Origin of the sequence: Paenibacillus oryzisoli (assembly GCF_001653565.1) — a bacterium.
Classification (GTDB): Bacteria; Bacillota; Bacilli; order Paenibacillales; family NBRC-103111; genus Paenibacillus_E; species Paenibacillus_E oryzisoli.
On record NZ_LYPB01000050.1, the window covers coordinates 110,724 to 133,058 of the forward strand.

The window sequence follows — 22,335 nt, forward strand, 5'->3', positions numbered from 1 at the left end:
CTCTAAGGAGGACGTATCACAGTGTTTATCGAGAAATATAGTCCAAGTAAATGTGAAACTTATACGTTCTATATTTGCAAAAAAAAGCAAGGACACATTCCCTCGCTTTCCGTTGATTAGTCCGTTGATTCTAGCATTGGATGACGCAATGTCGCTTTAAAGCCATGCGGCACCTTGTTCTCTACCTCTACGCCATAGTGGCGGCCGTAGTGCAATTGCAGTCTTCTATGCACATTATATAACCCAATGCCGCCTTCGGTAGCCCCTTGGGCAGGAGACGTCCATTTGTAAGCCTCCAGCTGATCAGCTTCGCAGCCATTCCCATTATCCTCCACGAGGATAACGAGATCCTCGGTTTCTTGATACACCGTAACCAGTATCTTTCCCTTACGTTCGGTTAATTTGTTCATGCCATGCCTCACAGCATTCTCTAGTAACGGCTGAACGAGCAGCTTTAATATTTTCAGATGAAGCAAGGACGGTTGAACATCGAATAGCACCTGAAAGGCCTGATTGTTGCGCAGCAGCTCAATTTTAATATAGTTTCTCACGTGCTCTAGCTCTCGCTCAATGGTTGTCCATTCGTTCTCTTCATTCATGCTGAACCGCAGCATATTGGCCAGCGTCGTCACCATCTCGCCAATCGTTTGCTCATGCGCCGACTCTGCTTTCCACTTAATGGAATCCAGCGTGTTATAGAGGAAATGAGGGTTAATTTGGTTAATCAACATGCGCTGCTGAAGCTGCTGCTTCTCGGATTCAATTTCTTTCGTCGTCTGCAGGAGACCCTCCATCCCTTGAATCATCGAATTAAAACCACGTACCATTTGCCCGATCTCATCCTTCTTCGTAGCAAATTTCGTGAAATAGAGCAGTCGCCCAAGCTGAACCTGCCGCATATGACGGACAACCTCTTGAATCGGCGTGGTGAACTGGCGAACTATGAAGAATAGCATGACGAATATAATAAATAGGCTTCCAACGAACATCCAGAAGGTAAAAGCTTTAATCCCATCAATCCGAACGGTTAAGTCAGATACGGGAATGGTGGCAATCAGGCTCCACAAATCCTTCCCGCTATCCGCTATCGCTTGAGAAGCCACATAATAGGATCTCCCTTGCCTCTCCTCGGTTTCAAATGTACTCTTCTGGCCTTGAAAAGGAGCGCTTGGCACCGAAACCGACTCATTCTGCCTTATCGGCAAATTAGAAGCCAGGACATTCGCCTGACCATCCGCTAGCAGCAACTGAAAATGAGGGTACTGCGAAGGGGTAATCAACTGCTTGGCCATCCACGTATGTGATATTTTGAACACCATGACACCGGCATTTTGAAAATCAGTCAACGTGCGAATCGATCGGATGTAATAGAGATCTTTGGACGCTCCCCCTTGTACATTCTCGAAAGCCCAATAGGCTTTCCCGCCTAAGTCGAAGGATTTCTTGATATGTTCTCTCGTCAGCTCCAACCCGAACGAAGAATGGCTATTCATATAGTTCGGATAGTTCTCATAATGATTCGGCAAGATGAACAACTCATAGGCACCTCGGAGCTCTTCCGTAACTCCTTTCATCTCGGTGATGAATTCCGCTTCTTGAAAGAAGTCCTGCGGCGGCGGATTCTGCAGCATGCGCTGCAGCTTGGAGGAAGCAATGACACGGAAACCTGCGGTATCCAGCTCTCTCAGAAATTCATTCACTTTCTCCGTATTATGCTGGAGATTGTCTTGCAAGAAGGCGGATGTGACATCCTCAACTTGCATTTTCGACCGTTCGTACGACAAGTAACCAAGCAGCACGACGGGGATAAAAATAGCGACCATCAAGGGCAGCAGCAGCTTTTGGAATAAGTTCATTTGCCGTATCGAAACTCCTTCGGGGTCTGTCCTGTCCGCTTCTTAAACAGCTTGCCGAAATACTGCAAATCCTGATAACCCACTTGCTCGGCAATCTCATATATTTTCAACTGGCTGTCGCGCAGCAGCTTCTTCGATTGCTCCATGCGCAGCTCGGTCATATAATCCAAAAAGTTCGTGCCCGTCTCTTTCTTAAATAACTGACTAAGCCAGACAGGATGTATCGCTAGCTGATCCGCAACACTCTGTAGCGTAATGTGCTGCGCATACTGCGTGTCCAAGAGCGTCTTAGCCTTCTCGATAATGGCATTAGAATGAGAGCTGGCGACCCGCTTGGCCACACCTGTTAAGTAGTTGAGCATGAGCGCCTTCAATTGTTCCAATTGTTCGCACTGCTCGAGATCTTCCCACAAGGACATCGGAATTTGATTCACGGGAACCGCATATTTATCGCGCAGCACACTGTGTAAATTCAATATCCATTCCAAGCATTTCTTGGAAACATCCTGGTAATCCTTGACTTCCTGCGCGGAGACGTAATAACCGACAATGTGATCAACTGTCTTGCTTATTTGGTCCAGATCCCCCTGCAGCATTCCCTGTGCCGCCAATTCAAAAGACAATCGACTCGACTCCTGGTCGGGCTGGAGCTCCTCCGCATACGTATGTACGTTATGGCCTGGATTCATATAGACCATTTTCAGTGCTTTCAACGCTTGTTGATACGCTGTCGCAATGCTCGGGAACGAGAACTGCTGCTCACTGATCCCGAAGCCCAGCGTTAACTTTTGATACTGCCACACGTGGGATTGAATCTCGGCTACTAACTGTTCAATAACTTCACTAGGTGCAATTAGAATCCAATTGTGATGGATATTAGGGAACACGACAGAAGGCTGAAAGCCCTCTATCAGTTCCTCCGTAATGTTCCCAACAGCAAAGTTTTCTAACTCCGCTTGCTTATCCACGGGGCTCGGCCGATCCTGCCTTACGATACCTAAGGCAATCACAGAGAAATTGGCATCTGCGAGCCACGTGAGCTCCCACATCTGCAAACGATGGTAGATATGCTCTTGCAACACAGTTGGCGTCATACATAAACTGAGCAGGAATTTATTCTGGAGCAGTTTCTTGCCTAGTTCAGCCTGCTTCATTTGCCCGGAGATATACTGATCATTCCTACGTTCACCTTCTATCATCTCGATAACCTGCTTGATTTTCGTGCTAAACTCTTCCCGCGAGAATGGCTTTAATAAATAATCCATTGCGCCAAGCTGCATACTGCGCTGTGCATACTGAAAGTCACTGTAACCGCTTACCATAATGATCTTGGGATGGTAGTCTGGCATTTGAATCGCTTGAAGCATATCAATTCCCGACTGCTGCGGCAGGACAATATCGGAAATAATAATTTCCGGTTTATGAGATCTAATGAGTTCAGTCGCTTCTTCCGAATTCGTTACGGTGATAATCTCTAATCCCTGCGCGGCAATCGCTGCCACAGCGTCCGTCATACCTTGCAGGATTTCTTGCTCATCCTCGATAATGATTAGCTTCATGGTTTCTCAATCCTCTACATGTGATATGCCTGTGAGATCATGATTGTCTTGCAATCACTTTACCATCATGGGGAGAGAGAAAACAATGGATTTCATCGCCAATATAAAAGACCCAACCCCATCTACACCATGGGTTGGGTCAATCAGCATGTCCGCTATTTACATCTTACTCATAAACTTCTAGTTCAAACAAGGAGTAACCGTACTGTGTAGTACGTTGAGTTCCGGCCACTTTTACGTAACGAGCATCCATAGAGTTAAACAAGATGTTATCAATGCCTTCATGTCCGTTCGTCGTCGTGTAAACAGTCGTCCAATTGACGCCATCTTTCGATACTTCAACCGAGTAATCCTTCGCAGCAGCATTCTCCCAGTTCAGTAGAACGCGGCTAATCGAGTAGGATTTACCAAGATCAACGCTAATCCACTGGGGATCTGAGAATGGTGATTCCCAACGTGTACTCTTGCTTCCATCTACTGCAAATGCACCGTCTTTGTACGCTGCTTCGGAAGTAGTCGTTTGTTTGAAAAGTGCAAGGTTAGCTGCTTTTAGAATTGGCTGCACAACCATGTTGTTGTCGTAGCCAGTTGCCCACACAGTTACTTCGTAAGGCACAGGTTCCGTGAACAAAGCAGCGTTCAATGCAATTTTGCCCGCAGCCACTTCGTATTGGTTAGCTTTAAGGGTTACGCCGTTCAATACAACCGTATTAATTGCGTTTCTCCACACCGCATCATCCGCGAACGTGATGTCGATTTCTTTACCAAGGATGTTATCTGTGTTGTCCGCTACTAAAGCCGGTCCTGCAAGTGTATTCGTATCCCCAGCGTAGACTTCGAACTCCCATAGTGAGAATCCATACGGTGACCCACGTTTGATACCGTTCATTTTAACGTATTGTGCACGGACAGGAGCGAACGAGATGTCATCGATATCGCCATTGCCATTGTTGGTGGCATACACAGTAGTCCACGTTTTTCCATCTAAAGATACATCAATTGTATAAGCCTTACCGTAAGCATTCTCCCAAGCCAGGACCACTCGGTTAATCGTCTTGACAGCTCCAAGATCGATGCTCATCCATTGATTGTCCTCAAATGCAGACTCCCAACGACGATCAAATCGGCCGTCAACTGCATCGGCACTGGAACGGTGGAAATCCGGTGAAGAAGCTGTCGGTTTCTCGAACGCAAGGTTTCTTGGGTTCGGGTTCGGATTTGAATTCGGCTCATGATCCTGGTTCGGATTCGGTTGGTTTTTCACCGTAACCACTTGTTGAACCGACGTTTCCGTAAATCCTTTCGCCTGAACCGAGATTAAGTAATATTTAGCAGCCTTGAATAAGGAACCGTTCAACGTAATCTTTCCAACAGCTACCGTGTATTGATCAGCACTGATTGTTATACCGTCGATTTTAACTGCTTCAATCGCATTTCTCCATGTCACGTCGTCTGCAAAGCTGATGTCAACTGGCTGGTCAACGTTATTATCTGTTGTATCTGCTGCAAGCTCAGGCGCGGTTGGCAACCCATCTCCAGCACCGTACACTTCAAACTCCAAAATGGAGAAACCGTAAGCAGTTGTACGTTCCGTCCCGTTTACTTTCACGTATCTTGCGCTTTGAGGCAAGAATCCGATCTCATTGATGCCTGGTTTACCTGTTGTTGTCGCATATACAGTCTTCCAATTCGCTCCATCGGAAGAAACTTCAACTGTATAGCTTTTACCTGCTGCATTTTCCCAGTTCAGAACAACACGGCTAATTACGTTCTCCGCTCCAAGATCAACTTGTAGGAATTGCGGATCCGCAAAATCAGATTCCCATCTTGTTGTTTGGTTGCCGTCAACCGCAAATCTACCGTCTTGTTTCTGATTAGATGCTGTTAATGTCGGCTTGCGCAGAGCGAGGTTGACATTCGAGCTCGTAACAATGGCTTGCTGAACAGTCGCAGTTGCAAATCCTTTTGAATCAACTGAAATCACATAGCTGCCCCCAACCGGGAAAAAGGAGCCATTCAATGTGATAACGCCTGGTGAAACTTGGTATTGCGCTGGGGATATCGAAATACCGTTTACTTTCACATCTTGAATGTTTGTCCTCCAATCCGCGAAATCATCGAAACTGATATCGATAGATTGACCAGCGCGGTTCATCGTTGTGTCCGCGATCAAATCAGGTGCATCAAGTGTATTTGCCGGAGTACCGAATACTTCCATTTCCCATAGGGAGTAACCGTAATTCGTCGTCCGTTGTGTGCCTTCTACTTTCACATATCTTGCATTCACGGCCGGGAATGTAATGTCGTCAATGCCTTCATGTCCACGATTCGTGGTGTATACGGTCTTCCAAGTTTGACCATCCAAGGAAACTTGAACCGTGTAGCTCTTACCGGCAGCATTTTCCCAGTTCAAACGTACGTGACTAATTTTGTATTCCGATTTCAAGTTTACGCCAAGGTATTGTGGATCGCTGAAAGCCGATTCCCATCGCGTATCAAGCTTGCCGTCAACCGCGAAGGAGCCGGGATTATTCGGTTTATCCGATGTAAATGTCGGTTTATTCAGTGCTAGATTCACAGTCGAGTTCGTGATAACAACTTGCTGTACCTTCGTTTCTGGATAATCCGTGGATCGAACAGCAACCTCATAGCTGCCTTCAACTGGGAACACCGAGTGGTTTAAAGTGATTTTGCCAGCTTTGATGCTATATTGCGAGGCATCAACTGTTGTTCCGTTCACCAGAACAGCACTGATCGCTTCACGCCACTTTAGATGATCGGCATAAGTAACCTCAATCGGTTGACCAATCATATTTTGGGTTGTATCAGCATTCAATTGCGGAGGTGTCTTACCATCCAAATCCGTAACTTTCGTCGGATCGACTTTCACCATGGCTTTAGGGCCAACCTTCGCGGAACCTGTTACACCTGCCGCATTGTTGAAAGTTACCGTGATCGCTTGGTTAGTCGGGTTCCAAATCATTGCTGAGTATGTTTTATCTTTCTTGTACACAGTAGCTCCGGACCAACCGCTTGCCCAAATATCTTTGGTACGAGTTCCGAGCGTTGCCATGTTGTGTGCGAACCAGTATGTGTTGAAGATTTCATTCTTTTGCGTGTCTTCAATTGTAAACTTGTCTAGAACCGACTGTGGATTGCTAAGTGACTCGATCGGCCATACGATATGATACCAAGCGTTCTCAGGACCTTTGTTATCCGTAACAAGACCGTTGTACAGATCCGCAGCTTTCGCTGGATCGAAACCGTAGCTTGTTAAGTATTCGCCTGTCGGCAGCCAGTGGATACCGTAAACATTTACAGGGTCACCGCTGAAGAACGTACCGAAGTTGTAAGCACTACCGTAAACTTGACCTACGGATTTGTGTGCGAACCCAGGCAACCAGTTATCGTTGTCGTAGTTGAACCAGTATTGCTCAACTGCTTTCAATTCAGTCGTGAAGCCATAAATAGCGATGTCGCGAGTGTCTTTTTTGTCAGCCATCAAGCTCCACAAATATTCACCCACCCAACCGAACAGGGACTCACCAGCAGCCTCTTGGTTATTGCCGTTGTTGTTGTCACCGTATCCGCCTGCCCATGAATGGCCTTCGTACGGATCAAAGTTACGCAAGAACGGATATTGGGCATCGGTTTTTGACGGATTGGCGTAATCGCGAATAAGATGCTCGACCATGCCGCCGTAATTGTCTTTGAAATCTTGATCATACGTTGCAAGAACGGCAGAGGCAAAAACGTAATAACCATATGTGAAATGGTGATCCGTCAGACCTGTATTAGCACCGAACTCACTGGATTTGTAGTACATTGTGCCCCAAGTCGGATCATAGTACATGAAGTAATCCGGCTCGCCTTTGGTATATGTGTACCAGTCTGTCAAGATTGTTCTCAACCGGCTAAGGAACTTGTTTTTGTAGTCCTTATCACCAACTTGATCCGCGATCATGACACCCATGGCTAGCGGATGAAGCACTTTCCCTTGCCAGTAAGCATCACCGGACATAAAGTTCTTAGAAGTTGCTTCGTCCAAGTAGCTAAGTTGCTCAAGCAGAGCATCTCGGGAATATGTTGGATCTTCCGGAACAGTAAATTGAGGCATGATGCCTTGGAAACGATCAACTGTCGTGAACGAATTGCCTTCATGCAGCTTCAACGTTCCGCGAATGGATGGATAAGATAGCGCCGTCAGAGACGTCGATGTTTGCTTCCATTGATGCGGCAGCAAAGCAAGCAATGTTGTCGGCTCCATATCCGCACGCTTCTGGTCAATTTCAACGTCAAAGCGCGTTGTTACTTCAGAAGTGTTCTCGTTAAAGCTCGGTGTAACTATAGTATTTGTAATGAATGCGTAACCGTGTTTATAGAAATAGTTCAAGTCACCTGGCGTAGGCATAGCAGCCACGGACAGATAGTTTTGTCCGCCTCCAAGACGGATTTTAACTTTGTTGCCAGCTTTCACGAAAACAGAACCTTCTGGTGCGAACACACCATAGTGACGAATTGCTTTTTCAGCTTTCGGAGAGCCATCTACAGTCGCTACAGTGAATCCGATGTGGTCTGCCGGTATGAAAGATCCCTCAGCAACAAGAATCGGGTTACCATTGTCGTCGTAGAAGCTAGTAGTTGCAGGAAAGTATAGTTCAGGCGTTGTCGGGTCGCTGAATTCAGAATACACGTATGGTGAACCCTTGATGAGCGTCGTTTTCATTTTATCGGTATCGTTATCACTCAAGACAACCGTTGCAGACCAGTCGCTATAACCAGCAACTTTGTTCTTGACGCGCGTAGCGCTAATGTTACCTGCGTTCAAGTAGAAATCCGGCCCGCCATCAGCCGCTTGCGAATTTCCTGTATCGTTAACCCAACCTTGACCAGGATTCAGAATACCAAGACCAAGAGCGGTAAATTTAGATTTCAGCGGAAGCGTAACAAGGCTGTCGCTCAAGTTTTTGATTAGAACCGATTGCCACCAGTCGTTGGAAGCAATAGGAGCCTTGATGTCGTCTGTCTTGTTAACAGGAGGACGTGGCTGCGGCATGCTGATGTCGCTTGTTAAATAGCTGCCTTCACCAACTTGAACCGTGGAAGCGGTCGGCAGTTCAGGAATTGTGTACGTCGGTTTCGCATCTCCATCTACGTAATCGTATACGTTAAAATCAAATAGAGAGTAGCCGTAACTAGTCGTTCTGCTGATCCCTTTCATTTTCACGTAACGGCCAGTAGCGTACACAGGTGTATCCATCCATCCATCTTGTCCGTTAACTTCACGGTAAATCGTTTTCCAATTGGTTGCATCATCGGACACTTGAAGATCATAGATGCGGCCAGCTGCATTTTCCCAATTCAAACGAATCCGGCCAATGCTGTGAACGCTGCCCAAATCTACGTAAATCCACTCATCGCTTGTCTGTTCTGAAGACCAACGTGTCGCTTTGTCTCCATCAAACGCGTTCTCCGGAAGCATCGCCGGTTTATCTTTATCTGCCTTCTGGTAAGAGGAAGCTACGATCGGTTTGTTCAGGGCAACATCATCTCCGAGAACGATAGGGAGTGGATTGCTGCCACCTGTTCCGTATACCTCGAATTCATGAAGCGAAACCCCGTAACCGCCACTACGCTCGAGAGATAGCATACGCACATAACGTCCAGAACCTGAAAGGGCGATGGTGTCTACACCTCCGTCGCCTTTGGTGTCCACATAAATGTCCTTCCAATTGGCTTCATCATCGGACACTTGAATCTTGTAAGATTTCGAGTAGGCGTTCTCCCAACGAATAATTGCCTTATCAATCGTCGCTTTGGAACCAAGGTCAATGTATATCCATTGCGGTTCTACACTGAAAGCACTACCCCAGCGAGAGTCAAGGTTCCCGTCAACCGCTTTATCTGGTGTCCATCCGCCCTCGACAGACGAAGCATAAGCTGCCCCCTCATAACTAAGCAAATGGGAGGTCTCGGGTGCCTTCGCAGAGGCTGTTGGAACAGGTAATCCGTTCCATGAACCAAGAAGCATTGAAAGCGCAACCGCTGATGATGCTGTCTGAGTCAACATCTTGCGCATTCCTTTTTTGGGTGAACTCATTTTCTTTAATTCCTCCTTGGTCAAGCCCAATGCGAGCTTGTGTGTGTGGCGTTTCTCGGTAATCAAACATGCTTTTTTTCTTGTTTTTGGTAAATCAAATTTCAGCGTCATTATATCGTGTGTCGAATTCTGTTTACAATGAGCGAAATCGCCTAGTTCTCCTTAGATATTAGGCATGTATGCCTATGTTCATATTTTGTTTCTTGACGAACTTAGTCCAATTACCTAACGTTGAAATCGTTACCAATAAAAATAAATTGTCGACTCTTGACCTGAATTGTCTAGGGCTCATATTGAATTCGCATTTTTCCTGAATATTTGAATCTAGTAGGTCGTGGGCCCCAAGGAGTAATGATATTTATCATATGTCTCAGCAGCCTATTTACAAAAATTCAATAAATATTTCACTAACTCGAGAAGCGCTTCATCCCTTAGTAAGCGGCAACGCTAGTCTGGTTTATACCTAACAAGGAGTTCAAATACACTAAAAAAAGCCCAACCCTATCAGACATGGGTTGAGCCAAACATCAATCGTATTTATCTTCATCTACACGTTCTACACGATCCAAAATCAATTCGATCTCGGTCTCAAAATTCAAATGTAAAGGCGCAGGCAGCTCATCGAAAATGTCTTGAATCATGTCCATTTCAAGCATCTCATCCAGGGTAAGAGGTAGAGATTCTTGACGAAGTGCCCAATCGCGGACGGCATCGATAAAGACATAGAACGAAGACTGAAACTGATCAGCCACCGCTTCCTTCTCTTCGCTTTGATAAGCGGTCATGACTTGCCAGTTATGCAGTGTAGTAGCTAAAGCCTGTTTTACTTTGGAATCCATCATGTGCTCCTTTGTTAACCCAATGCGGTTAGTATACTCCCGATTATATGGGATTTTACGGTTCTTTGCTAACAAGACTGTAACCATTGGTGTCCTTCTTACTATCTTCCGACAAGACCGTTTGCCCTTCTCCGTCCAACTTGTATTGTTAGTCAACCTGTTGCGGGCTTTCTGGAAAGGGGGTATTATCACTATTGTTAGGAGATCTTCCTGAAGGCGTTTTCTCTGTAGGTTAGACAACATTATAGATTGGGGCGATTGACTGTGGAGAAACGCAAGCTCACTCCCTTTAATAGGATGAGGTGGAGATTGTCCGATATTCCTTTATTTTATAAACTGAGCATCTGCTTCTTGTTCCTGACTTTTCTTATGATCCTTCTGTCTTATGGTCATTTTGTAAATTACAAGAAGGATAAGGAAGCTGTATCCCTAGAAGCAATTGACCAAGCCAATGCGCAAACCATGGGTAGAATCGATTCTTATTTGGCGGATTTGTCTGCTGTCACCATCATGCCTCTCATGGAACAGAATGCAGGAGAGCATTTCTTTCAGAACCTGAAATCCTTTCAGAATAATCAAGTCAGCCTAGATTTCCAACGGGAAACCGACGATATATTCAATAAAATGTTCCTGATCAAAAAAGACATCCACTCCATTTTCTTGTTCAACCTAGACGGAATGAGCGAATTCAAAGTGCTGGATACGGCGTTGCTAAGCTCGATTAATCCTGTCCATGAGGATTGGTTTCGCAATAGCATCGAAAGCTTCGGCATGCCGCAGATCGTCCCCACTTATCAATTGCCCAATGTGTCCGATCAGAGGGCACGCCCCCTTCAAGTATTCGGGCTGGCTAGAGGAATTGTGGACGTTAAAGCAGGAGTCGTATCGGCCGTATTGCTTGTCAATACGAAGGTAGATTACCTCGCAGAGCAAAGCAAGAAAATGATGCTTTTTCCCAATCAAAGGGAAGTCATCGTGGACAAGAATGGTCAGACGATCTACGATACCCACACGGCAAATATCGGCAGTCCTGCCGCTGCGGATCTCCAAAATATAGCTGTCTCCCGGCTCAGTCAAGCGCGTGTCATTGACGGCACACATACCATTGTCCGAAGTTTCACTTCCGAAGCGAACGGCTGGACCATTCTGACTATCATCCCGGAACATGAGTTGTTCCGGCAAATTAATCAGGCAGGCAAAGTGACGATGTTCATTACCCTTCTTGCCGTCGTAGGCTCCTTTTTCTTTTTGTTTATCATTTCCAGACAAATCGTAAATCCGATTAAAGCGCTTATCAATACGATCAAAAAGTTCGAGAAAGGCAATTTTGGAGTGAAGGTCCAGGATAACCGAGGGGATGAAATCGGAGCGTTGGGAGCATCGTTCAACCGGATGACAGACCGCATCCAGGAGCTTATTCAGGAAGTATATGTGGACAAGCTCCACAAGAAGGAATTGCAACTGCAAAGCCTTCAGAATCAGATCAATCCTCACTTTCTGTACAACACCATTGAATCGATCCGGATGATGGCCGAAATTAATCACGATGACGAAGCATCCCGGATGGCTGTCGCCCTAGGCGGCATCCTGCGGTATGGCATCAGCGATCCACTGTCAAAGGTACAATTGCGGGAGGAAATTCATTATCTGAAGGAATACGCCCTGCTGCAGCAAGTCAGATACGACGACTTATTTCAGATTGTTATCGACGTGGAAGAGGAAATTGAGGAAGTACCGATTCCCAAGATGGTCCTGCAACCATTGGTAGAGAATTCCATTAATCATGGTTTGAAATATACGCCCCATGGAGGACTCATCACTGTGTCCGTAAGAAAGCTTGGGAACGACGTACTCTGCGAGGTAACGGATAATGGGTGCGGCATCTCTGCGGATAAGCTTAAACAGATGATGGATGATTTGAATGGAATGAATGACGCCCACGGCAGTATTGGCCTGAAAAACGTTCATCAGAGGATCGGCTTGCATTATGGAGTCGGATATGGTTTACAAATTCGAAGTGTGGAACAGGTTCAAACGACGGTGTTCTTTCAAATTCCAACCGAGACCTAGACCATACAGAAGCGGAGCGAAGCTATGTATCGCGTATTCATTGCAGATGACGACAGAATCATTCGGACTGGTTTGAGAAAAATTATCGAGAGAAATTGTCCGGAATGGACGGTTATTGGAGAGGCGTCGAACGGCCAGCAAGCCTACGAGGAAATCTCCGTAAGCAAGCCGGACTTGTTAATTACAGATATCAAGATGCCTGTTCTGGATGGCGTAGAGCTGATCCGAAAGGTGAAGGCGCAACAGGCTCCACTGGCATGGATGAAAATCATCGTGCTAAGCGGATACGGCGAATATCCGTATGTCAGAGAGACACTGCGTCATGGCGCGGTGGACTATTTGTTGAAGCCAATTCCCACTCCGGATATCGTGGCGTTGCTCCAGAAGATTAAGGATGACCTCACATTGGAGCAAGAGTCCCGTCAGAGGGAAGGGTTGCTGAAGGATAGATCGGAGGAAGCGCAGCTATTAGTAGAGGAGAAAGCATTGCTGCAATTCCTCTATGCCAGAGAACAAGACATGGCGTCATGTAGACAAAGACTGGAAGACTGTGGATTGGCGTTTAGCGGGAAATTTGTCGTTGCTCTCTTCCAGGTACACCAGAATGATCCGTTGTTACTGGAAACCCTAAAGAACAAATTGCACTCGCTTCCACTGGGCAAGAACGCATTTCCTCGTGTCCTGCTTGCCTTGCGAGGTACTCAGGTTATTGCTGTTTTTTGCGGTAATGAGGAGTTCGTACATCTCAAGCATGTGGTGCAGGAGACTCTGAACCAACAGGAGGCCCAGTGGACTATTAGGCTAAATATGAAAGTTTCATGGGGCATCAGTGATGAATGTACAAGCCTAGACGATCTGCCCTATGGAGCGAAAGCGGCGGAGCTTGCTCTAGAAACCCTCTTCTACGAAGATGACACTAGATTGCTTTCTTCACAGGAGCAATCAGAACGTGTAACGATATCTTCCTTTCGCTGGGAATCGGAGGTTCAACAAATTGTCAGCCGGATGGAGCTCGGAGATTTTGATCTGGCCAAGGATGTACTCATGCAGTTGTTGCATCGTTTGGAGATGCTTCAGGCGAGACCTGTGATCGTGAAAGATGTCTGTAAAAAAATCGTTACGGCTATGGAAGCTGCATTTCGCGACTTTGCTGAAGCCTCAGCCATCAAGGATCCGAACGAGCAAGATTTAATTGCATCGATCGATCACGCTCCCACCATGAAAGATCTTATTGGGCTGCTCGCCGATGATTTTCTGAATCGAACAGCCACGATTCAGAATCGTAGAAGCACGAGAAGCATTCGTACGATCGAAATCGCCAAAGATTTTATCCAGCAGCACTACCGCGAGGACTTGATGCTTCAAACCGTTGCTGACCGAGTATACCTGAATCCCTTCTATTTCAGTAAGTTGTTCAAAGATCAGACCGGGAAAAGCTTTACGAATTTCCTCATGGAGGTTCGCATTCAGGAAGCAAAGAAACTGCTGGCGATGCCTGAAATTAAGGTGTACGAAGTTGGAGGTATGGTTGGCTATGACGAACCGGAATCATTCAGCCGGGCCTTCAAGAAATTGGTAGGTGTGTCGCCTACAGAATACAGAAAGAAGATTAAGTAGCGGATAATTCTAATGATAGGTTAAGAAATCCAATATCAGGTCATTCAATTGGTTTTGTGAAAACGCTTAAAATATAGGTATCAGAGGATGCATCCCGCTGAACAGGAACATATATACAAGGAGGTCATTATGAAAAGATTGCTCACTTTCGCTTTTTCTCTCAGTCTTGTTGTGCCGGTCGTCGCATGTTCAAATGGCCAAAGCGTGTCGCCCGCTTCCACCCCAGCGGCCACTGCAGCAGCCACTGCGAAGCCGACTCCCGATGCTAATAATTTGCAGGGTAAGATCGTATTCGGCACCCATCGTACGGATATTGCTGAAACCAAAATTAAAGCGCTTGCAGACGAGTTTATGAAAGCGAATCCAGGGGTTCAAGTTACGATCGAATCTTATAAAGATTGGAAGCAAATCTTAAAGACTCGTGCAGCAGCCAGCGAATTGCCGGATGTTACGATTGCCCTTCCCGAAATTACAAAGGCTGATCTACCTAAGTATTATATGCCATTGGATGATTTGGGCTATAACAAGGATAATCTGTGGTTTTATGCAAGCGGTTTAGGCGAAGACGGGAAGTTGTATAAGGTCAACTCTGGCGCGGCATACCTAGGCGTAGTATATAGCAAGACCGCATTCCAGGCGGCAGGGATCACTAAAACGCCAACTACCACGGAAGAATTGTTCGCCGCATTCCAAAAGCTGAAGGACAAAGGCATTATTCCTCTAGGTACGGGTTTTAAAGACGCGTTTACACTCGATCCTTATTTCTTCCAATACACACATGTGAGCACAGGCAACGCGAATTGGAGAAACGACTTGATTGCCAAAGCCGGAGACCTCTTCAACACCGAGTTTCTCAAAGGCTTCAATCTGGCAAGGGAGGCTTACCAGAAGGGATTCACAGAACCTGATCTGATGTCAGCAAACTGGGAACAGACCAAAAAGGATCTGGCGGCAGGCAAGGTCGGTATGATGTTTATGGCGGATTGGCTTGTTCCACAGTTGATCGACCTAGGTGCTAAATCGGATGCAGTCGGCATGTTTCCCCACCCGGAATCGAAAGCTGTTTATGTCGGACCAGACAAACCGTTTGTCGTATCCAAGAACACGAAATACCCAGAAGCCAGCAAAGCATTTGTGAAATTCATGCTCACCAACAGCCGTTATGCACAGGCTAGTGGTGTGAATTCTTCCATCAAAGGAGATAAAGCTGTCATTCCGGGAGTAGAAGAATTGTTGTTATCCAAACTGCCGATTATAGAAGACACAGCTGTGGACATTAAGTTCCAAGACACCCTGAATAAATCCCAAATCAATCTTTCGCAGGTTGTTCAGGAGTATATGCTGAGCAAGAATACGGATGACGTGGTGAAAAAGTACAATGACAAATGGCAAAAAGCACGATTAGAGGTTCTAGGAAAATGACGTAGCTGCACTGTTCAGAAGATGGGTTCAACTTGGATCCATCTTCTGTTTTAAAATCTGGATATAAAGAAGGATGGAGTTATGAGAGAGAACAGCTTCAGAAGGATACGAAGTTACGACTATCAGAAAGGTTTGACCATACTGGCGTTTTTGGTCGTGCCGGTCCTGCTCCTGATAACTTTTACGTACCTGCCTGCCCTTAAACTGTTTCAAATGAGCCTCTCGAAATGGGACGGTATATCTCCGGATATGCAGTTTGTCGGGTTCAAAAACTACTTGGAAGTATTCGAGGATGCTGATGTCTGGATTGCGGTCAAAAACAACGGGGCTTATATTGTGGCCATGCTTGTTCAGAACGTGATTGGTTTGTATTTTGCCATTATCCTCAGCACAAAGATGAAAGGCAAAAACTTCTTTCGTTCCGTTCTGTTCATGCCGAACATTCTCAACGGCATCGCGATCGCATTCATGTTCAATTATTTGTACAACTACACCAACAGTCCGCTAAATGCTGCGCTGAAGTGGATCGGCATGAACCCCGTGCACTGGCTGCCGGAGAATTATCTGATTAATTTCTCCCTTGCTTTCATCGGCACATGGATGTTCACTGGCTGGTGTATGGTCGTCTATCTCGCTGGCTTGCAGTCCATTCCAAAGGACGTATATGAAGCAGCCAGTATCGATGGGGCCAACTTTCATCAGATGATTCGCTATATGATTATTCCTAACATCATAACCGTGTTCGAGCTTAATCTGTTCCTCGGAATTAACGGAGCACTGCAGGCCTACTTCCAACCCTTTGTCCTGACAAAGGGCGGTCCTTACGGCCTGAGCGATACATTCGTCTCCAAATCCTTGGCCATCGCGTTCGAGTTCAGCAACTATGGCAAAGCTGCAGCAATGGCTGTGGTCATGCTGATCATAGTATCTATTGTGGTTGGTCTGCAAAGAATCTGGTTATCGAAAGGAGAGCGGCAGATATGAAGAAACACGCAACCGACATCGGGTTGGAAATTAACCACCCTCTCCTGAAGCTATTCAATTATGCCATGGCTTTAATCGGGGTCGCGATTATTATGATGCCGCTCTTCATCATCCTAAACGTCTCGCTGAAGACCAGTGAGGAGTATGGGCTGAAAGGTTTTATGGCGTTACCAGACAATCTGTTTAACTTCGATAACTACATGAAAGCCATTAAGCAAGGCAAAATGCTTTCTGCTTTCGTGAATTCCACAGCTCAAGTTGCGGTAGGTGTAACCGGAAGCGTATTGCTTGGTTCCATGGCCTCGTATGTCCTGAACCGTTTTGACTTCCGTTTCAAAAAAATCATCATTACGGCTTTTGTCGCTTCCGTCCTCATTCCCCATGTTCTGACATCCGTGTCAACGTTCATGGTCATCAAATCCTTGGGATTGTTCAATACAAGAGAGGCCGGTTTTCTCCTGTACACAGGCGCGGATGTCGTTGGCATTTATATTTTTCTTCAGTTCCTGGAGAAGATCCCGAAGCATATGGATGAGAGCGCGAAGATTGATGGAGCTTCCTACTTCCGCATTTACTGGTCCGTTATTCTGCCTCAAATGATGCCCGGCATCGCGACAGTTGTTATTCTGAAGACGATTTCTATCTATAACGACTTCCTGAATCCGTATTTGTTTATGCCGAAGACCTCTCTGCGAACAGTCACCGTCGCTCTTAACTCTTTTTCCAGCGAAAATGCGACCGATTGGCCTGTCATGTCGGCTGCCATTGTAACAGTCCTCATTCCCACTTTACTGCTCTATCTCTTCCTGCAACGGTTCATTATTTCCGGCGTATCTGATGGATCGATGAAAGGTTAAGCGACCGGAGATTCAATTTTTAAACTCTATAATGGTGGAGGTATTATGATGAAAAAGTGTATTGCAACCCTAATGGCAAGCTTGTTATTGATGACATCCTTGCCGATAAGTGTTCTTGGTGCAACGACGATCGCTATTTCAGACACCTTCGACTACCCGTCCAAAACGGAGGCTGCTGCCGCTTGGGGGCGTGCAAATGGAACAACAATTGAAACGGATAGCACCATGCCGACTAATAAAGTAGCAAGAGTAGCCAGTCCATCAGGAGATTTTCAAATTAGATCGGGTTTCCCGCACTATACCCCACTCAATGCTTCAACAGGCAAAGTCATCTTGAGTGCAGATGTCAAAATGGGAGCCAACTTAACCGGAAAAGCTTTGGGTTTTAAAGTTGGAAGTTCGACCTGGTATCAGCCTCTTGACATGTTCTCGACAGGCATCATTAAAAGTTTCAACTCCGATATTTTCGATTCGGTCACTTCATCGGTGTACGTCATAAACAACCAGTGGCATAACATCCAAGTTGCCTTGGATTTAAGCAACCGAAGCACGATCGGTGCAAGAGCATTTCTCGATGGAAGGGCAATATCTTCAAATATCCCCCTTGTTGATGGGACCTTGCAAGGTGTGCAATTTATTAATACTGCAGGCACCTCTTATGATATCGATAATTTCAAATTAATCCGGTACACACCAGAATCGTCCATTGACGCAAGCTTCAAGCTCAACGGCAGTAGTGTGACAAGCGGCGTATCTGATATTCCGGTTACGGGGACTACGCTTGATGTCGCTTTTAGTGATTTGCATATGAATGAAAGCACTTTCAACGCCAGTACTATTACGATTACTCCAGCGGCTCCTGGTGCAATAACTTCCATAGGCATGGATGGTGTATACAATATCAACTTTGCGACTCTTCAGCCTGCAACAACATATACCGTAACTGTCAGTAACGGTGTAGAAAATGTATTTGGGCAAAAGGCGACGCCAAAAAGCATTTCCTTCACTACTGTGGATCCTCCCATTTTATCCAGTTATAAGCTCAATGGTGCAGTATCAACAGGCGGCAATACGGGGCTGCCCCCTATCGGAACCTATGTTGATATTGCATTTAGTGGTTGGGATGTAGCGGAAAGCACGATAAACAATAGTACGATTACCGTATCACCGGCACCACCGGGGGCCGTATCCTACTCCGTAACGGATAATCACCTTAGACTTGATTTTAGTGAACTCAATTCTGCCACGACGTACACTGTTTCGGTAACCGATGGTGTGAAGAGTACTTATGGTAAAGGAGCAACGCCAAGCAGCTTCTCATTTACAACATCCGATTCTACCATTTCTGCAAATTACCAAATTAATGGCACCGCTGCAGCAGCAGTTGGCACTATAGGCGTGCCGACGACTGGAAGTTACGTAGACATCGTCTTCTCTGAGGCCGACATGAATCCAAATACTTTTAATTCAAGTACGATGATAATTTCGCCCGCATTGCCCGGTACAGCGGCATACAGCTGTTCGGGAGACACCTGCAGAATCAGTCTATCTTCACTTGAACCGGCAACAACCTATACGTTGGCACTGACAAACGGCGTGAAGAATTTGTTAGGGTACAAGGCAATCCCAAGCAGTCTACAATTTACAACTGCTGGAGTCGGAAATCCTGGAGGTCAAGAGGTCGCCGCCGTCTATTTACACGAGGGATTTAGTACTTATGCAAGCGGCATGCCCTCTGGATGGCAGTCCGCAGGCGGTTCTCAAATGTCTCCCTACACCGTTGACGCCGCACATGGTATCAGTTTTAGAACGGAACCTAATACCGTTACCAAGGACGTCAACATCCTGAAATCTTTCAAAACGCCGCTAACCGGCAGTGTAGTCATGGAAGTCAGTGTATACCCCGACGATACGAGCAGTGAAAGAGTTATCTATGCCGTCAAGGATACAGCTGGACATGAAAATATATTCATCATGCTCGATAAAGACGGCAAAGTGGTAACGATGCCCAATAAAGTCCAAATTGCCTCCTATGAAGCTAAGAAATGGACCACTTTCCACATCGTGGCCAAGCTTGAATCCAAGAAATTCGATCTCTATATGAATGGCGTAAGGATCCTTACCGATTATGCATTCCCAGAGCCGGCCATCGACAACATCTTCTCTGTAGCATTCAAATCCTGGAATCGAGGGATTTCTTTCTATGATGATATCAAGATGTATGAGAGCACAGCACCGCTTACGGCTGCACAATTTGGCACCTTGCTTTCCAGGCAAAGCGAGAGATTAACGGATGAGCAAATCATGCATAACAAAATCAAGAATGCCGTCGTCATGGTTCCTAGATCCCAAAATGCCTATGTCAATGATGTGAAGACCGTTATTTCCACGAATTCCTTACTAACGCCTATAAGCAAAGATGGGAAAATATATGTGCCTGCCCAATTTCTGATTGAGAAGCTTCAAGTGGGTGGAAGTTTTGTCGCGAGTGCGGGCAGCAAGAACTATCTGTATAACGGGAACAGCGGCAGCTTTTCTGTCGAAGCGATTGCAGGGGATGGCGATGTTTTGGTGCCGGCAGCGGAGTTTGCACAAATCATCGGCAAAGAATTATTTACCAGTAGTCAAGATCTCATCATCTTCAGCTCCACAGCCCATATTTTCGATCCCGTGAAGGACGCCTATAGTTTAAAGGACCTTTATACACTTGTTACCTACAATTCGATTGATGTAAGCCAGCTGACACCGCAAATCTATCAACTGCTGCGTGATAAATGGAAATATCGTCTCATTGGGGACGGTACCCATGATATGAATGATCCGGATATTATTGCGATGGTCGAGGCGGCGAATGATTCGGCACAAAGCTTATGGGACTCACTTATACAAGGTGGCAGTGAACGCAGCTATCTTTGGAATGACGACACCAAAAGAACGGATTTATCCAAATATGTCACTCAAAATTATGACAGAGTTAAGAAAATGGCGATCGCTTATAATCTTGTCGGCAGCGAGCTGTATATGAACCAAGCCCTGAAAGCCGATATCCTTTCTGCTCTTGATTGGCTGAATGACAATCGATACAGAAAAGATAAACCGCCCTATGATAACTGGTGGGAATGGGAAATCGGTACGCCTGGGACGTTAAATGACATTCTGGTCCTCATGTATGATGAATTATCAGCAGCGCAAATCAAGGAAAATACCGATGCGATTGATTATTACATTCCTAAAGTTCCTGATGGCGATGCGGGTGCCAATCTGGTTTGGCGTGCCATGGCCATTGCTGTCCGGGCGATCATAGCCCAGGACGTGGATAAGGTTATTGCGGGAAGGGACGCCCTGATGTCTGTGTTTGATTATACTACCGCAGGGGACGGTTTCTATGAGGATGGGTCCTTTATCCAGCATCAAAAGCATTCCTATACCATGGGCTATGGCAAATCCATGCTGCTTGATCTATCCAGTGCGATGTACTTCTTTGAAAACACCCTGTTTGCTATCTCAACTCCCAGCAAGAATAACATCTATGACTGGATTCGGGAAGGCTTTGAACCACTAATGTATCAAGGTGTTGGGATGTGGATGGCAAGTGGCCGTGAACTCGCAAGAGAGCCCTATGACGACCATTATATTGGAAACAGGGTCATTCGAGGTGTTGTCACAACGTCCATGTTTGCGCCTGACAGCTTAAAGCCGTGGATTCAATCTATGGCTAAAGGATGGATCTTGGGAGACACTGCTCGTAACTTTTTTGCATCAGCCCCTTTCTATCTCGTTACAGAAGCTAAGAAAATCGTGAATGATGCCAGTATCCCGGCAAAAGCTCCGTTGGTGCTTTACAAACAATATGCTGCCATGGATGAAGCAGTGATGAGAAGAGATGGCTATGCCTTCGCCGTGACGATGTCATCTTCAAGAATTGGCAATTTCGAGTCTTTCAGCGGTGAAAACGTACGGAACTGGTATCAGAATGAAGGTATGACCTATCTCTACAACGATTTGGAGCAATATTCAAACGATTATTGGCCTACTATCAACCCTTACAGGCTGCCGGGGATCACCGTGGATAACAGACCTAAAGCAGATGGAGAAGGCTCTGGTAAAACCACAGGTCAGGATTTTGTCGGCGGAGTTGAAATTGATGGGTTGTACGGAGCTTCCGCAATGCAACTGGATGCCTATAATTCAAGTCTAAGAGCCAAGAAATCGTGGTTTGTATTCGATGATGAAATCGTAAGCCTGGGAACGGACATCAACAGCAATGACAACTATTCCGTTGAAACCATTGTTGAAAACCGCCAATTGAACGGAAGCGGTACTAATAAGCTTATCGTTAACGGTGTTGAGAAATCGTCAGCAATCCCTTATTCCGAAAATGTTGCGAATACAGGTTGGGCACACTTGCAGGGGAATGCCTCAGGAGCGGACATCGGCTATTACTTTCCTCAAGCTGGTAACGTTCAGTTTCTTCGCGAGACACGAACAGGTGCATGGTCCGACATTAACAAAAACACAAGCTATGGTAGTACGACTCAAAAAACCAAGAACTATATGAACATTTGGTTCAATCATGGTACGCAGCCTGTTAACAGCAGCTATTCCTATGTTCTTCTGCCGAATAAGACCGCCACTCAGACACAACAATATTCAGCGAATCCGGATATTGAGATTTTGAGAAATGATGCCCAGGTTCAGGCTGTTCATGAGAATCAGACCCGTACGACAGCTTATATGTTCTGGCAGCCCGGACAGGAAGGAATCCTACACAGTTACAATCCTGCTGCGGTAGGTCTAAGAATCAAAGATAACAAGCTTGTTGTATCTGCATCTGATCCAACTCAGAAACAGCAAAAGATTGTACTTGAGATCAATAATCCTTTACTTGAGCTTGTATCAAAAGACGACGCCATGACCGTAACACGAACAGCCTCTGGGGTTCGAATAGAGATCGCTACATTAGGTTCTCTTGGCAAGACCTATAAAGCAGAATTTGTAATGGAATAGTAACAAATATGGAGGAAAAAGCGA

At 45.9% G+C, this 22,335-nt stretch carries 10 protein-coding genes; 6 read left to right on the top strand and 4 right to left on the bottom strand.

The window, feature by feature from the left end; translation table 11 throughout:
- Positions 1-116: 116 nt before the first annotated feature.
- The 4 genes from A8708_RS08620 to A8708_RS08635 all read right to left on the bottom strand — a co-directional run bounded on the left by A8708_RS08620 (position 117) and on the right by A8708_RS08635 (position 10,354).
- Positions 117-1,856 carry a cache domain-containing sensor histidine kinase gene (locus A8708_RS08620; RefSeq protein WP_068663103.1) on the bottom strand — a complete coding sequence of 580 codons (1,740 nt, stop codon included), beginning with the start codon at positions 1,854-1,856 and terminating at the stop codon, positions 117-119.
- On the bottom strand, positions 1,853-3,415 hold the full coding sequence (locus A8708_RS08625) for a response regulator (RefSeq protein ID WP_068663104.1): 1,563 nt from the start codon (positions 3,413-3,415) through the stop codon (positions 1,853-1,855). The genes A8708_RS08620 and A8708_RS08625 overlap by 4 nt, the downstream gene beginning before the upstream one ends.
- A 166-nt stretch (positions 3,416-3,581) precedes the next feature.
- On the bottom strand, positions 3,582-9,515 hold the full coding sequence (locus A8708_RS36055; RefSeq protein ID WP_068663105.1) for a galactose-binding domain-containing protein: 5,934 nt from the start codon (positions 9,513-9,515) through the stop codon (positions 3,582-3,584).
- A 527-nt stretch (positions 9,516-10,042) separates the two neighbouring features.
- Positions 10,043-10,354: a hypothetical protein gene (locus A8708_RS08635; protein WP_068663358.1), complete on the bottom strand. Its 312-nt coding sequence runs from the start codon at positions 10,352-10,354 to the stop codon at positions 10,043-10,045.
- Between the two features lie 309 nt (positions 10,355-10,663).
- Between A8708_RS08635 and A8708_RS08640 the strand changes: the two genes are divergently transcribed.
- The 6 genes from A8708_RS08640 (at position 10,664) to A8708_RS08665 (ending at position 22,311) form a co-directional block, all read left to right on the top strand.
- On the top strand, positions 10,664-12,424 hold the full coding sequence (locus A8708_RS08640) for a sensor histidine kinase (RefSeq protein ID WP_068663106.1): 1,761 nt from the start codon (positions 10,664-10,666) through the stop codon (positions 12,422-12,424).
- Between the two features lie 24 nt (positions 12,425-12,448).
- Positions 12,449-14,041: a response regulator gene (locus tag A8708_RS08645; protein WP_068663107.1), complete on the top strand. Its 1,593-nt coding sequence runs from the start codon at positions 12,449-12,451 to the stop codon at positions 14,039-14,041.
- Positions 14,042-14,170: 129 nt separating this feature from the next.
- Positions 14,171-15,463 carry an ABC transporter substrate-binding protein gene (locus A8708_RS08650; protein WP_068663108.1) on the top strand — a complete coding sequence of 431 codons (1,293 nt, stop codon included), beginning with the start codon at positions 14,171-14,173 and terminating at the stop codon, positions 15,461-15,463.
- An 81-nt stretch (positions 15,464-15,544) separates the two neighbouring features.
- A complete protein-coding gene (locus A8708_RS08655) occupies positions 15,545-16,447 on the top strand; it encodes a carbohydrate ABC transporter permease (RefSeq protein ID WP_068663109.1) in 903 nt (300 codons plus the stop codon).
- Positions 16,444-17,304 (top strand): carbohydrate ABC transporter permease, encoded by an 861-nt coding sequence (locus tag A8708_RS08660; protein ID WP_068663110.1) that lies wholly within the window; start codon positions 16,444-16,446, stop codon positions 17,302-17,304. Before A8708_RS08655 ends, A8708_RS08660 begins: the two co-directional genes overlap by 4 nt.
- A 48-nt stretch (positions 17,305-17,352) precedes the next feature.
- Positions 17,353-22,311, top strand: coding sequence for a polysaccharide lyase family 8 super-sandwich domain-containing protein (locus tag A8708_RS08665; RefSeq protein ID WP_068663111.1), 4,959 nt, complete (start codon positions 17,353-17,355; stop codon positions 22,309-22,311).
- Positions 22,312-22,335 lie beyond the last annotated feature (24 nt).